Here is a 13,458-nt window from a genome sequence, read left to right as displayed (position 1 = left end):
GAGCCAAGCCATGCGCCGCACAGTCACCCCCGCCGATCTGGCCCGCGCCGTGATGGCCGTGCCACCCTTTGCCCGCGATGCGGCGGGCGATATGAGTGATGCCGCGAATGGCGCGATCATCCGGCATCTTGAGGCGGGGGGCGTCTCGACGATCCTTTATGGCGGCAATGCGCTGGTCCATCACTGGCCGATGTCGCGCTATGCCGACTGGCTGGACCGGCTGACGGCGCTGGTTGCGCCCGATACATGGCTGCTGCCATCGGTCGGGCCGGATGGCGGCAAGCTGGCCGATCAGGCCGAGATTCTGAGAACCCGTGATTTCCCGGTGGCCCTGCTGCTGCCGATGGGTCCGCCACTGACTCGGGAGGGCATGATGACCGCGCTGCGCAATTTTCATGCCGGATCGGGCGTGCAACTGCTGATCTACATCAAGACCGATGGCTATATCGCTGCGGCGGATCTGGACACGCTTTGCGCCGAGGGTGTGGTCTTTGGCGTGAAATATGCGGTTCCGCGCAGCGACGGGGCGCGCGACGCCTATCTGGATGCGATCATCGCGGCGATCGGGGCCGAGCGCATCATCTCGGGCTTTGGTGAGCCGCCTGCCCTGCCGCATCTGGCCGATTACGGGCTGGCGGGCTTTACCGCGGGCTGTGTCTGCATCGCGCCTGCCCTGTCGATGGCCATCCTGCGGGCCCTGCAGGCCGGTGACCGGGCGCGGGCCGAAGCGCTGCTGCAACCGCTGCTGCCGCTGGAGGCCCTGCGCGGGGAGATCAATGAAATCCGCGTGCTGCACGAGGCAATCAGACAATCGGGTATTGCGGATACTGGTATGATCATTGCACCATCATCACCGATTCCAGATCGTGACCGGGGCAGGGTTGCCCTGGCCGCGCGGTCCCTGTTGGAGGCCGAGCAGGAATTCCGGGCGGCAGAGATCGCCTGAAATAGGCCCCCGCGCATGACGCGTGAGGGGTTGTCGTTCACTTGGGAGGAACCGATATGACGACATCTTTCAAACCGACACGCCGTGGCGTGATCGCTGGCGCTGCCGCCTTGGCGGCGGCGGGAACCGCGCCGATGCGCGCCTTCGCGCAGGACTATCCCAGCCGCCCGATCACCATGATCGTGCCCTGGGGTGCCGGCGGCGGCACCGATGCCTGCGGCCGGGTGATCGCCTCGCTGCTGGAGCGGCGTCTGGGCCAGCCCGTGAACGTGGTGAACCGCACCGGCGGGTCGGGCGTTGTCGGCCATTCGGCCATCGCGACCTCTGCCCCGGATGGCTACACGCTGGGCGTCGTCACCGTGGAAATCGCGATGATGCACCATCAGGGGCTGACCGAACTGACCTCGACCGATTTCACGCCGCTTGGGCTGATGAATGCCGATGCGCCCGCAATTACTGTGCGCGCCGATTCCGGCTGGTCCACCATCGGGGAACTGGTCGAGGCGATCAAGGCCTCGGCACCGGGCGAGATGAAGGCCACCGGCACCGGACAGGGCGGCATCTGGCACCTTGCGCTGGTCGGCTGGCTGCAAGCGCTGGGGCTTGAGCCGAACCATGTGACCTGGGTGCCCTCGGAAGGCGCTGCGCCGGGCATGCAGGACCTGATCGCGGGCGGTGTCGATCTGGTGCCGGTCTCGCTTGGCGAAACCAAGGCCATGGTCGATGCGGGCCGTGCCGTGAACCTTGCCATCATGGCCGAAGAGCGTCTGGGCACCCATCCCGACGTGCCGACGCTGATGGAATCGGATGCGGGCGACTTCCTGATCGCGGTCTGGCGCGGCATCTGCGGTCCCAAGGACCTGCCAGCCGATGTGGCCGACAAACTGTCTGCCGCGCTGGCGGAGATTGCGGCGGATCCGGAATATACCGAATTCATGGCTTCGCGCAGCTTTGGCGTCATCCATCAGCCGCCGGCGGAACATGCCGCGACCATGGCCGCCACGGATGAAACCATGGGCGTTGCGATGCGCGCCGCAGGGCTTGTGCAGGGCTGATCGGCCCACGATCCTGATCACCACGGGGACGGAGGCGCTGCGGCGCCTCTGTCCGCATCTCGGGAAGGGGAGACCGAATGCAACTGTCAGATGCGCTGTCCGGGGCGCTGTTCATCCTGCTGGGACTGTTCATGATCTGGACGGCGTCCGGCTTTCCGGCCTTTTCGGGCCAGCCTTACGGCGCCTCCTTGCTGCCAACGCTGCTGGGCTGCGGGTTCATCATCGCGGGCGTGCTTCTGGGTCTGCGGGAACTGACATGGCGGCGCGCAGGTGTGCGCCATGCAATGATCTCGCTGTTGCCGCCCCTGCGGCAGGTGGCGGGCATCGGGTCGGTCATCCTGATTTTCGCGGCCATTTTGGGCCAGATCCTTGTCGCGCCGCATGTCGGCTATATGCCGGTTTCGGTAATTTCCCTGCTCGCGATCTTCCTGTGGCACGAGGTGCGCCCGCTGACCGCGATCATCGCCGCGATCTGCACCACGCTGTTCTGCTGGTGGGCCTTTGCCGTGCTGCTGCGCGTGCCCCTGCCCCGCGGCTTTATCGAAGGGTTCTTCTGACATGTTGCCCTCCCTCGATGTTCTCGGGCAGGCCTTCCTGCTGGTCATGGACCCGCAGGTGCTGCTGGTCGTTCTTTTCGCCGGGGCTTTCGGCATGTTCATGGGCGCGATGCCCGGCCTGACCGCAACGATGGCGGTTGCCTTGCTGGTGCCGCTGACCTTCTTCATGGATCCGATCCCGGCATTGGCGGCCATCGTCACCGCCAGCGGCATGGCAATCTTTGCAGGCGACATTCCCGGCGCGATGCTGCGCATCCCCGGTACGCCCGCCTCCGCCGCCTATGTCGAGGACAGTTACCGCCTGTCCGTCGCGGGCAAGCTGAACCTCAGCCTTGGCACCAATATCATCGTCTCCTGCATCGGGGGGCTGTTCGGCGTGACGGTGTTGATCCTCGGGGCGCCGGTTCTGGCGGAATTCGCGCTGCTGTTCACCTCGTTCGAATATTTCTGGCTGGCAGCCCTTGGCCTGTCCTGCGCGATCTTCATCGCCTCGACAGATCCGCTGAAGGCGGCGGTCGCCCTGATGATCGGGCTGGCGCTGGCAACGGTGGGGCTGGACCCAACATCCGGTGTGCCACGCTTCACCTTCGGGCAGATCGACATGCTGTCGGGGATCGAGTTCATTCCCGCCATGATCGGGCTTTTCGCGCTGGCGGAAATCCTGCGCGGCATGATCCGGCTGGGCGGGCAGGAAACCCATCAGGATGTGCCACCCACCAGCGGGCCGCTTTTCAAGGGCGTCGGCGGGGTGATCTGGACCTATCCCAAGAACATCCTGCGCGGGTCGACCCTTGGCACGCTGATCGGCGCGCTGCCGGGCGCAGGCGCCGATATCGCGGCATGGATGTCCTATGCCGTTTCCAAACGCTTCTCGAAAACGCCCGAGAAATACGGCAAGGGCCATGTCGAAGGGCTGGTCGATGCCTCGGCGGCAAACAATTCGGCCGTTGCGGGGTCCTGGATCCCGGCGCTGGTTTTCGGCATTCCCGGCGACAGCATCACCGCCATCGTGATCGGCGTGCTGTATATGAAGGGAATGAATCCGGGGCCAACCGTGTTCCTGATGAATCCGCAACTGATCTATGCCGTCTTCATGATCTTCATTCTGGCGGCGCTTGTGATGGTGCCACTGGGCTGGGCGGCGGTGAAGGTGGCGCGCCCGGTGCTGCGCGTGCCGCGTCGTGTGCTTTTGCCCATCGTGCTCAGCCTCTGCATCGTTGGGGCCTTTGCGATGACCAATTCGGTCTATGGCATCATCCTGATGGCGGCGATGGGCATTCTGGGCTGGGTGCTGGAAGAAAACGGCTTTCCCGTGGCGCCGATCATTCTGGGTCTGGTTCTGGGCGGCATGTTCGAACGGATGTTCCTGACCTCGATGATCAAGTCCGACGGGTCGTTCCTTGAGTTCTTCGAACGCCCCGTTGCGGCGGGTCTGGGGGTTGCGGTGCTGCTGCTCTGGGCGTGGACCCTGTTCAAGGGCATTCAGTCAATGCGCGCCCGTGCCGCGGCGCGCAAGAACGCGGCCTGACAGCTCGCGCGCGCCTTAAGAAATCGGACAGGGGTACGCCCCTGTCCGCCCCCTGAAGACCGGCAAAGCCCGACGAACAAGGCGCGGCGGCGCCCACCCTGCGGTCAGTCTTCGCCGCGCAGCGGTGGCCAGACCCGCGTCGCATCGGCCTCGATCCAGCCCTGAACCCAGTCCGGGAGGGACGGGCTTTCCTCCGGCTGCCCTAGCGCCCTCAGCATTTCGGCAGGTGGCACGATCCCCGCCTTCGAGGTGATCGCCGAGCGCAGCAGCATGTGGGAACTGCATTCACCGCCCTTCCACATGCTTTGTTCCATATAGATGAACCGGTTGTCCCAGCCGATGCAGCGCGACCGCATTTCGACCCGATCAAACATCTTCACACGGCGGCGATAGCGCAGCGAATTGCCAGCCACCGCCATGCCCCAGCCGCGTGCCTTCAGTACCCGGTGCAACCCCACCCGCGCCCCTAAGGGAAGGCGGCCCAGATCATAGATCGTCAGAGTGCGCCCGTTGTTCAACTCCATCCAGGGGTCGATATCCTGCGGCCAGCAGCGGTGATGGCTGACATGGGTGCCAAGGATCGGCAAGGCGGGGGCGTTGCGAAATTTCCACAATTCCTTGACCATGCGAAGATAGGGATACATGCGCGCACTCCTTTTGCCCCGCGATGCCGCGCCGCAGCGGGCGCGTCAAGCAAAACGCTGCGGAACCTGTTGCCCTTTTGGGGGGCGCGCGTTACCAATCCACAACCTCTTGTGGACCGGAGCCGCGCATGACCTCTTTGTTGCAGATATTGCTGCTGATCCTTGATGTGGCGCAGTTCATCATCATCGCGCATATCATCATGTCCTGGCTGATCAATTTTCAGGTGCTGAACCTGCGCCAGCCGATTGTCGCACAGATCTGGTTCGGGTTGAACCGCCTGCTGGAACCGGTCTATGGCCGGGTTCGGTCAGTGCTGCCGCAGATGGGCGGCCTTGATCTGGCACCGCTGATCGTGCTTCTGGGCGTCTATGCGCTGCGGATCGTGCTGATCAACAACGCGGCGGCCTTTTACTGACCCGATGCCCACCCCCACCGACCATCTATCCAGCGTCTTCGGTTTCTCCGCCTTCCGTCCCGGGCAGGAAGAGATCGTCGATGCCGTGCTTGCCGGGCAGAACACGCTGGCGATCATGCCCACGGGGGGCGGCAAATCGCTGTGCTTCCAGTTGCCCGCGCTGTGCCGTGACGGTGTCACGGTCGTCATCTCACCGCTGATCGCGCTGATGCGTGATCAGGTCCGCGCCCTGCGCGAGGCGGGGGTAGAGGCGGGGGCGCTGACCTCGGGCAATACCGATGCCGAAACCGAAGAGGTCTTTGCAGCCCTTGATGAGGGGCGGCTGAAACTGCTGTATATGGCACCGGAACGTCTGGCCTCGGCCTCGGCGGTGCAGATGCTGCGGCGCGTGGGCGTGCAGGCAATCGCCGTGGATGAGGCGCATTGCGTCAGCCAATGGGGCCATGATTTCCGCCCCGATTACCTGCGCATCGGTGAGTTGCGCCGCGCGCTGGATGTGCCGCTGGCCGCCTTTACCGCCACCGCAGATGAAGAAACCCGCGCCGAGATCGTCATGCGGCTGTTCGACGGGGTGGCCCCCGCGACCTTCCTGCGCGGCTTTGACCGACCCAATATCCACCTTGCCTTTGCCGTGAAGGACAGCCCGCGCCGCCAGATCCTTGACTTCGCGGCAGCGCGCAAGGGCCAGTCCGGCATCGTCTATTGCGGCACTCGCGCCAAGACCGAAACCCTGTCGCAGGCTCTGCGTGAGGCGGGCCATCCCGCGACCGCCTATCATGGCGGCATGGATGCCGAGGACCGCCGCGCCACCGAAATCCGCTTTCAGCGAGAGGACGGGCTGATCGTGGTGGCGACGGTCGCCTTTGGCATGGGGATCGACAAGCCCGATATCCGCTGGGTCGCCCATGCGGATCTGCCGAAATCCATCGAAGGCTATTATCAGGAAATCGGGCGTGCGGGCCGCGACGGGGCGGCGGCGGAAACTCTGACGCTGTATGGTCCCGACGATATTCGCCTGCGCCGGTCCCAGATCGACGAGGGGCAGGCCCCGCCCGAACGCAAAGAGGCCGATCACGGGCGGCTGAATGCGCTGCTGGGGCTTGCCGAGGCGGTGAAATGCCGCCGTCAGGTGCTGCTGGGATATTTCGGGGAAAGCGCCGAAGCCTGCGGCAATTGCGATCTGTGCGACCGTCCGGCGCTGGTATTCGATGCGACCGATGCTGTGCGCAAGGCGTTGTCGGCGATCCTGCGCACAGGCGAAAGTTTCGGAGCGGGCCATCTGATCGATATCCTGACCGGCAATGCGACCGAAAAGGTGCGCCAGCGCGGCCATGACCAGTTGCCCACCTTCGCCGTCGGGCGTGAACTGACGAAACCCGCATGGGGCGCGGTGTTCCGGCAGATGATGGGGCTGGATCTGGTCCGCCCCGATGCCGAACGCCATGGTGCCCTGCGCATGACCGAGGCCGCCCGCCCGATCCTGCGCGGGGAAGAACCCGTCACCCTGCGCCGCGACACCGTCGAGACCGCGCGTCCCCGGGTGGCCGTCAAGGCGCTGGTCTCGGACGAAGATGCGCCGCTGATGTCGGCGCTGAAGGCCAAGCGCCGCGCACTGGCTGAAGGCGCGGGTGTTCCGGCCTACGTGATCTTTCCCGACCGCACCCTGATCGAGATGGCCGAGACCCGGCCGCGCGATCTGGATGGCATGGCGCGCATCAATGGCGTCGGCGCGAAAAAGCTGGACAGCTATGGCCGCGCCTTCCTGGAGGTTATCAACGGCACTGCCGACGGCCTGCATCCGCAACGCATGCGGCTGGCGGGTCGCGATGCGGGCGCGGTCTATGACCGGCTGGAGGCCGCACAGCAACGGCTGGCGCGGGGGCCGCTGGGGATCGACAAGCCCTTGTCCTGCACCCATGCGACGCTTCGGCAGATCGCCGAGGCCCGGCCCGCCACCCTGCCCGAGCTTGAACGCCTTCCCGGCATGGGCACGCAGCGCACCGAGCGTTTCGGAATCGCCTTTCTGGACGCGATCCGCAGCAGCGAAGGCTGAGATCTTCCTGCCAAGGCCGCCCGTCAGTTCAGCAGCACAATCGCGGCATTCAGCGCCGTGGCAAGGCTGACCCAAGCCAGATAGGGCAGAAACAGCAGCGCCGAGATCCGATCGGCGCGCCATTCGCGCAGGATGAAGGCAAGGATCAGCGACCAGAGTACGGCAATCACCGCCAAGGCAGCGAGCGGCATCTGCATGCCAAAGAAAACCGGGGTCCACAGAAAATTGACCACCATCTGCGCGGCCCAAAGCCCGCGCGCGCCGCCATAAAGGAATTTCCGCGCACCGACCCAGCCTATGATCGCATAAAGCACCGACCAGACCGGGCCGAAGACCCAACGAGCAGGCGTGAAGAACGGTTTGGTCAGCCCCTCATACCACGCGCCCGGCGTGAAACTGGTGCCGATCAGCGCCCCAAGCGCCACAATCACGACGGCGCCCGCGATCTGGATGATCCGGTCTTTCATGGCTGTCCCTTCCTTGCCTGCCCGCTCTGCGGGACTGGAAAACGCGCAAACCGCCCTTCCGTTCCTGCAAGATGGGACGGGGCGCAAAAAGGCAAGGCCGATTGCCCCGGACCCGCGAATGGCCTATGCCGGGGCGGATCGAAAAAGCCAGCACCGGGAACCGCACCGCCATGAGCTTCAACAGTTTCGGCCATCTTTTCCGCGTCACCACATGGGGCGAAAGCCATGGACCAGCCCTTGGCGCGACGGTCGATGGCTGCCCGCCCGGCGTGGCGTTGACCGAGGCCGATATCCAGCCCTGGCTGGACCGGCGCAAACCCGGGCAGAACAAATACACCACCCAGCGGCGCGAAGCTGATGAGGTGCGCATCCTGTCGGGCACCTATGAGGGGCGGACCACCGGCACGCCGATCCAGTTGATGATCGAGAATACCGACCAGCGGTCCAAGGATTACAGCGAGATCGCGCAAAGCTTCCGCCCCGGCCATGCCGATATCACCTATCACCAGAAATACGGGCTGCGCGATCCGCGCGGCGGCGGGCGGTCCTCGGCGCGGGAAACGGCGGCGCGGGTTGCGGCGGGCGGCGTCGCGCGGGCAGTTCTGGCGCAGTTGGTGCCCGGGCTGCGCATCACCGGCTATATGGTGCAGATGGGGGCGCGCGGCATTGACCGGGCGCGGTTCGATCTTGAAGAAATCGAACAGAACCCCTTCTGGGTGCCCGATGCTGAAGCTGCCAAAGACTGGGCCACCTATCTGGACGATTTGCGTAAATCACATAATTCGGTCGGTGCCGTGATCGAAGTCACCGCCTCGGGCGTGCCTGCCGGAATCGGCGCGCCGGTCTATGGCAAGCTGGACAGCGACCTTGCGGCAGCGCTGATGTCGATCAATGCGGTCAAGGCAGTCGAGATCGGTGAGGGCATTGCCGCCGCGGCCCTGACCGGCGTGGACAATGCCGATGAGATCCGCATGGGGCCGGATGGACCTGTCTATCTGTCGAACCATGCAGGCGGCATTCTGGGCGGCATTTCGACCGGGCAGGATGTGGTCGCGCGCTTTGCGGTCAAGCCGACCTCGTCGATCCTGACCCCGCGCCAGACCGTCACCGTTTCGGGGGAGGAGACCGAACTGGTCACCAAGGGCCGCCACGACCCCTGCGTCGGCATCCGCGCCGTTCCGGTGGGGGAGGCGATGATGGCCTGTGTAATCCTTGACCATATCCTGCTGGACCGGGGCCAGACCGGGGGGCTGCGCGGGCGGATCGGCTGAGGCCGCGCGGGAATGGGAACCATCGCCGCCATCACCCTGCCGATCTTTGCCATCGTGGCGCTTGGCTGGGGCACGGTGCGCTCGGGTCTGTTCTCGGGCGCGGACATGCGCATCATCGGGCGCTTCGTCATCAATATCGCCCTGCCCGCGCTCTTGTTCAACGCGCTGGCCAGCCGCAACCCGGCCGAAATCGTGAACCCGCTTTATCTGGCGCTTTATGCCGGCGCCTCGGTCGCCACGCTGCTGGTGGCGCTGGTCTGGTTCCGCCGGGTGCAGGGCCTGCCGCTTCCCGAGGCCGGGATCTGCGTCATGGGCACCTCCTGTGCCAATTCGGGCTATTTCGCCTTTCCGATCCTTGCCCTTGCCGTGCCCGAGACCGCCCCCGCCGTGCTGGCCATGGGGGTGATGGTGGAAAATCTGGTGATGATCCCGCTGTGTCTGATCCTGATTGCGGCCGGATCTGAACGCCCGGGCGGCAAGGCGGCCCTTGTGCTGCATATCGCGCGCGATCTGCTGCGCCGACCGCTGACAATCGCCATGGCGGCAGGTCTGGTCTGGGCGTCGCTGGCCCTGCCGGTGCCCGAGGTTCTGGACCGGGTGACGGGGATGTTGTCGACCGCCTCGGTGCCGCTGGCGCTGTTCGTGATCGGCGGATCGCTGGCCGGGGTCACGCCCCGGGGCGATCTGGCCCGGGCCAGCCAGATCGCGACGGCCAAGCTGATCCTGCATCCGGCCATGGCGCTGGCGGGGCTGGGACTGGTCGCAGCCCTTGGCCTGACCGGGTTGGACCCTGCGCTGCGCATCAGCCTTCTGGTCACGACCGCCGTGCCGATGATCGGCGTCTATCCGATCTTTGCGCAGGAACAGGGGCTTGAGCGTCTTGCCTCACTCGCGCTTTTGCTGGCGACAGCGGCCTCATTCCTGACGTTAAGCGGCGTTCTGGCGCTGCTTCTGTGATGCGGGCCCTGCCGCGCCCTTGCGCCCCGCGCGGCGCTGGCGCAGTCTCGGCCCGCAGATGATGGGAGAGACCGATGCGGCATGGCGGGCAGATACTGGCGGATCAACTGGTTGCACAGGGCGTGCGGCGGGTCTTTTCGGTGCCGGGGGAAAGTTTCCTTGCCGCGCTGGACGGGCTGCGCGACAGCGGCATCGCCAATATCGTCTGCCGTCAGGAAGGCGGGGCGGCGATGATGGCCGAGGCCCATGCCAAGCTGACCGGGGAACCGGGTGTTCTGTTTGTCACGCGCGGGCCGGGGGCCACCAATGCCAGCGCGGGCATCCATGTGGCAAGGCAGGACAGCACGCCGATGGTGGTGTTCGTCGGCCAGATCGCGCGCCATCACCGCGACCGTGAGGCGTTTCAGGAGGTGGATTACCGCGCCTTTTTCGCCCCGCTGGCGAAATGGGCCGCCGAGGTGGACCAGATCGAGCGCCTGCCGGAATATATTTCCCGGGCCTTCCATGTCGCGCGTTCGGGGCGTCCGGGGCCGGTGGTTCTGGCCCTGCCCGAGGATATGCTGTCGAGCCGGGCCGAGGTTGCGGACCTTCCCGCCCCCGCGCCGCAACCCGGCGCAGTGAGTGCCGCACAGGTGCAGGCGGTCTGCGATGCGCTGGCCGGTGCCAAACGCCCGCTGGTTGTCGCGGGCGGGCCGGGCTGGACCCAGACCGCCGCCGATGATCTGGCCGCTTTTGCCACCGCCTGGGATCTGCCGGTCGCAGTCAGTTTCCGCCGTCAGGACCGGATGGACAATGCCCATCCCTGCTATGCCGGGGATCTGGGCGTGGGGATGAACCCGAAACTGGGCGCGCGGCTGGCGGCGGCGGATCTGCTGCTGGTTCTGGGCTCCCGTCTGGGCGATATTGCGACCGATGGTTATGAGCGGCTGGACCCCACCCGCCCCGGTCCCCGCATCGTGCATATCCATGCCGACCCGGATGAACTGGGCCGCGTCTTCCGCCCCGATCCCGGCATCATGACCCCTGCCCCGCAGATGCTGGCGGCCTTGGCCGGGGTTCCGGCGCAACCCGGCAACTGGGCCGACTGGCGGGCCGCCGCGCGGCAAGAGTATGAGGCCTGGCAGCGCCCCCTGCCCACCCCCGGCGCGGTGCGGATGGAAGATGTCGTGACATGGCTTGCCGCCCATTTGCCACCAGAGGCGATTCTCACCAATGGCGCGGGCAATTACGCGGCCTTCCTGCATCGCTATTACAGCTTCCGCCGCGCGGGCACGCAGCTTGCCCCGACCTCGGGTTCCATGGGCTATGGCTTTCCGGCGGCGGTGGCGGCCAGTCTGGAACATCCGGGCCGCATAGTGGTCTGCATGGCGGGCGATGGCTGTTTCCAGATGACGCTGAACGAGATGTCGACCGCGGTGCAGCACGGGGCCAGCCCCATCGTGATCGTCGCCAATAACGGACGTTACGGCACGATCCGGATGCATCAGGAACGCCATTATCCGGGCCGCGTGTCCGGCACGGATCTTGCCAATCCCGATTTCGCGGCGCTGGCCCGCGCCTATGGCGGCCATGGCGAAACGGTTACCGATCAGGCGCAATTCCCTGACGCCTTCGGGCGTGCAAGGGCCTCGGGCAAGGTCGCGGTCATTGAATTGCGGCTGGATCCCGAAATGCTGACCACCGGGCAAACGCTGAGTGCGTTGCGCGCCGCCGCGCAGAAAGGCTGACAGCTTATCCATCGACGGGGCTGGACTTCGCCCCGAAGGCGCGGCAGCTTTACCAAAAAACAACAGGGTTCAAGATGAGTTTTGACGAAGAAATCGACCGCTGCGGTTCTCATTCCGTGAAATGGGACATGATGGAAACGCTTTATGGCGTCTCACCGCAGGACGGGCTGGCGATGTGGGTTGCGGATATGGATTTCCGCCCGCCCGCCTGTGTGCAGGCCGGGCTGCAACGGATGCTGGATCATGGCATCTATGGCTATTACGGCGATGATACCCCCTATCGTGACGCGATCCGCTGGTGGATGCAGACGCGCCATGGCTGGTCGGTCGAACGCGATGAGATTTTCACGACCCATGGGCTGGTGAATGGCACAGCGCTTTGTGTCGATAGCTTCACCGCGCCCGGTGATGGGGTCGTGCTGATGACGCCGGTCTATCACGCCTTTGCCCGCGTCATCCGCATGGCAGGGCGTGAGGTGGTCGAATGTCATCTTGCCCGGCGCGATGGCCGGTATCAGATGGATTTCAACGCTTGGGACGCGCAGATGACCGGGCGGGAGAAGATGCTGATCCTCTGTTCCCCGCACAATCCCGGGGGGCGGGTCTGGACGCAGGCAGAGTTGCGCGGGGTTGCCGATTTCTGCAAGCGGCATGGGCTGATCCTTGTCTCGGATGAGATCCATCACGATCTGGTCTATCCCGCCCATCGCCATATCCCGATGCCGCTGGCGGCACCCGATATGCTGGACCGTCTGGTGATGCTGACTGCGACGACCAAGACCTTCAACATCGCGGGCGGCCATACCGGCAATGTCATCATTCCCGATCCCGGCCTGCGGTCGCGCTTTGCCGCCCGGATGGGGGCCTTGGGCATTTCGGCCAATTCCTTTGGCCTGTTCATGGCCGAGGCGGCCTATTCCCCCGACGGGGCGGCATGGGTCGATGCGCTGAACAACTATCTGGACGGAAACCGCCGGATTTTCGATGCCGGCGTGAATGCAATCCCCGGTCTGGCCTCGATGCCGCTGGAATCCACCTATCTGTCCTGGGTGGATTTTGAGGGCACCGGCATGGCCCCGGATGAATTCAAGGCCCGCGTGCAGGGCACCGCCAAAATCGCCGCGAACCATGGCGAAACCTTTGGCGCGGGCGGGGAAACCTTCCTGCGCTTTAACATCGCAACGCCGCGCGCACGGGTCGAGGCGGCAGTGGCGCGACTGCAGGCGGCCTTTGCCGACCTGCAATGACATCTGATTTCTGCTGGCGGGGCCTATCGGGTCCGCCAGCGGCCATGTGTCAGGGCAGCAATCCTCAGTTGTGCGGCAGATAGCCCGAAGGGGCGTTCTCATCCAGCCAGTAATCGCGCGGCGCGTGATCGGCCACGGCGGTTGAGCGTTTGAAATCGCAGATCAACTCGCCATTCTCGGCCTCGGACGCGATGATGAGGCATTGGGAAATATGCCGCCCGCCATCATAAAGGTCGATCAGCCCCCGCAGCGCCGGGATCTGGGACGCGTCCAGCGCCAGCCCGTCGTCCCACAGCCGCAGGACCGGATAGATCTCACCACCGACATGGATACGCAGGCGCGATTTGCGCCGCGCGGCCCGTTGCTGCGCCAGCGCCAGACCTTCAGCCACTTCTTTCGACAGGAATTCCAACATCTCACTTCTCCCCTGAGTCCAGAGTGTGCGGCCTTATCTCTTAAAATCAAGACAATGTGACGACAGCGCGGGTTTCACATCCTCTTTCCCCCAAAGGTTGTGCGTCAAACGCCCGAGGGACGTTGCCAGTTCCCGGTAAATCGGTTTTCTGGGCGCAATGGCGGACAGGGGATGC

The 13,458-nt window shown here is 65.1% G+C and carries 13 protein-coding genes; 10 read left to right on the top strand and 3 right to left on the bottom strand.

The window, feature by feature from the left end:
- Positions 1-10: 10 nt before the first annotated feature.
- From JL811_RS12645 to JL811_RS12630, 4 genes are all read left to right on the top strand, one after another.
- Entirely contained in the window at positions 11-946 is a 936-nt protein-coding gene (locus JL811_RS12645) for a beta/alpha barrel domain-containing protein (RefSeq protein ID WP_202689065.1), read from the top strand.
- Positions 947-1,002: 56 nt separating this feature from the next.
- Positions 1,003-2,001: a tripartite tricarboxylate transporter substrate binding protein gene (locus JL811_RS12640; protein WP_202689064.1), complete on the top strand. Its 999-nt coding sequence runs from the start codon at positions 1,003-1,005 to the stop codon at positions 1,999-2,001.
- Between the two features lie 77 nt (positions 2,002-2,078).
- On the top strand, positions 2,079-2,558 hold the full coding sequence (locus tag JL811_RS12635; protein WP_202689063.1) for a tripartite tricarboxylate transporter TctB family protein: 480 nt from the start codon (positions 2,079-2,081) through the stop codon (positions 2,556-2,558).
- Position 2,559: 1 nt separating this feature from the next.
- Positions 2,560-4,086, top strand: a complete 1,527-nt coding sequence (locus tag JL811_RS12630; protein WP_202689062.1) for a tripartite tricarboxylate transporter permease — start codon at positions 2,560-2,562, stop codon at positions 4,084-4,086.
- A gap of 104 nt (positions 4,087-4,190) precedes the next feature.
- Here JL811_RS12630 and JL811_RS12625 read toward each other — a convergent pair whose 3' ends face one another.
- Positions 4,191-4,730, bottom strand: a complete 540-nt coding sequence (locus tag JL811_RS12625) for an acyl-CoA thioesterase (RefSeq protein WP_202689061.1) — start codon at positions 4,728-4,730, stop codon at positions 4,191-4,193.
- 128 nt (positions 4,731-4,858) lie between these two features.
- Between JL811_RS12625 and JL811_RS12620 the strand changes: the two genes are divergently transcribed.
- On the top strand, positions 4,859-5,146 hold the full coding sequence (locus JL811_RS12620; protein ID WP_202689060.1) for a YggT family protein: 288 nt from the start codon (positions 4,859-4,861) through the stop codon (positions 5,144-5,146).
- A gap of 4 nt (positions 5,147-5,150) precedes the next feature.
- Positions 5,151-7,199, top strand: a complete 2,049-nt coding sequence (gene recQ, locus JL811_RS12615) for a DNA helicase RecQ (protein ID WP_202689059.1) — start codon at positions 5,151-5,153, stop codon at positions 7,197-7,199.
- 23 nt (positions 7,200-7,222) lie between these two features.
- Here recQ and JL811_RS12610 read toward each other — a convergent pair whose 3' ends face one another.
- On the bottom strand, positions 7,223-7,666 hold the full coding sequence (locus tag JL811_RS12610) for a TspO/MBR family protein (RefSeq protein ID WP_202689058.1): 444 nt from the start codon (positions 7,664-7,666) through the stop codon (positions 7,223-7,225).
- A gap of 170 nt (positions 7,667-7,836) precedes the next feature.
- Here JL811_RS12610 and aroC point away from each other — a divergent pair, with 170 nt between their 5' ends.
- From aroC to JL811_RS12590, 4 genes are all read left to right on the top strand, one after another.
- Positions 7,837-8,937 carry a chorismate synthase gene (aroC, locus tag JL811_RS12605; protein WP_202689057.1) on the top strand — a complete coding sequence of 367 codons (1,101 nt, stop codon included), beginning with the start codon at positions 7,837-7,839 and terminating at the stop codon, positions 8,935-8,937.
- A gap of 12 nt (positions 8,938-8,949) precedes the next feature.
- On the top strand, positions 8,950-9,894 hold the full coding sequence (locus JL811_RS12600) for an AEC family transporter (protein WP_202689056.1): 945 nt from the start codon (positions 8,950-8,952) through the stop codon (positions 9,892-9,894).
- 74 nt (positions 9,895-9,968) lie between these two features.
- A complete protein-coding gene (locus JL811_RS12595; RefSeq protein WP_202689055.1) occupies positions 9,969-11,621 on the top strand; it encodes a thiamine pyrophosphate-binding protein in 1,653 nt (550 codons plus the stop codon).
- A 74-nt stretch (positions 11,622-11,695) separates the two neighbouring features.
- Positions 11,696-12,868 (top strand): MalY/PatB family protein, encoded by a 1,173-nt coding sequence (locus JL811_RS12590; protein WP_202689054.1) that lies wholly within the window; start codon positions 11,696-11,698, stop codon positions 12,866-12,868.
- Between the two features lie 64 nt (positions 12,869-12,932).
- On the opposite strand, the gene JL811_RS12585 is transcribed toward JL811_RS12590, so the two are convergent.
- Positions 12,933-13,283: a hypothetical protein gene (locus JL811_RS12585; protein ID WP_202689053.1), complete on the bottom strand. Its 351-nt coding sequence runs from the start codon at positions 13,281-13,283 to the stop codon at positions 12,933-12,935.
- Positions 13,284-13,458 lie beyond the last annotated feature (175 nt).

This window comes from Szabonella alba (assembly GCF_016765775.1).
GTDB lineage: Bacteria > Pseudomonadota > Alphaproteobacteria > Rhodobacterales > Rhodobacteraceae > Szabonella > Szabonella alba.
The sequence above is the reverse complement of the archived record's forward strand: the minus strand, read 5'-3'. Positions and strand labels throughout refer to the sequence as shown.

What these genes read in the sequence shown, in the direction of transcription:
- JL811_RS12645 (WP_202689065.1), top strand. Translation starts at nt 11, where the DNA reads ATGCGCCGCACAGTCACCCCCGCCGATCTGGCCCGCGCCGTGATGGCC.
- JL811_RS12640 (WP_202689064.1), top strand. Translation starts at nt 1,003, where the DNA reads ATGACGACATCTTTCAAACCGACACGCCGTGGCGTGATCGCTGGCGCT.
- JL811_RS12635 (WP_202689063.1), top strand. Translation starts at nt 2,079, where the DNA reads ATGCAACTGTCAGATGCGCTGTCCGGGGCGCTGTTCATCCTGCTGGGA.
- JL811_RS12630 (WP_202689062.1), top strand. Translation starts at nt 2,560, where the DNA reads ATGTTGCCCTCCCTCGATGTTCTCGGGCAGGCCTTCCTGCTGGTCATG.
- JL811_RS12625 (WP_202689061.1), bottom strand. Translation starts at nt 4,730, where the DNA reads ATGTATCCCTATCTTCGCATGGTCAAGGAATTGTGGAAATTTCGCAAC.
- JL811_RS12620 (WP_202689060.1), top strand. Translation starts at nt 4,859, where the DNA reads ATGACCTCTTTGTTGCAGATATTGCTGCTGATCCTTGATGTGGCGCAG.
- recQ (WP_202689059.1), top strand. Translation starts at nt 5,151, where the DNA reads ATGCCCACCCCCACCGACCATCTATCCAGCGTCTTCGGTTTCTCCGCC.
- JL811_RS12610 (WP_202689058.1), bottom strand. Translation starts at nt 7,666, where the DNA reads ATGAAAGACCGGATCATCCAGATCGCGGGCGCCGTCGTGATTGTGGCG.
- aroC (WP_202689057.1), top strand. Translation starts at nt 7,837, where the DNA reads ATGAGCTTCAACAGTTTCGGCCATCTTTTCCGCGTCACCACATGGGGC.
- JL811_RS12600 (WP_202689056.1), top strand. Translation starts at nt 8,950, where the DNA reads ATGGGAACCATCGCCGCCATCACCCTGCCGATCTTTGCCATCGTGGCG.
- JL811_RS12595 (WP_202689055.1), top strand. Translation starts at nt 9,969, where the DNA reads ATGCGGCATGGCGGGCAGATACTGGCGGATCAACTGGTTGCACAGGGC.
- JL811_RS12590 (WP_202689054.1), top strand. Translation starts at nt 11,696, where the DNA reads ATGAGTTTTGACGAAGAAATCGACCGCTGCGGTTCTCATTCCGTGAAA.
- JL811_RS12585 (WP_202689053.1), bottom strand. Translation starts at nt 13,283, where the DNA reads ATGTTGGAATTCCTGTCGAAAGAAGTGGCTGAAGGTCTGGCGCTGGCG.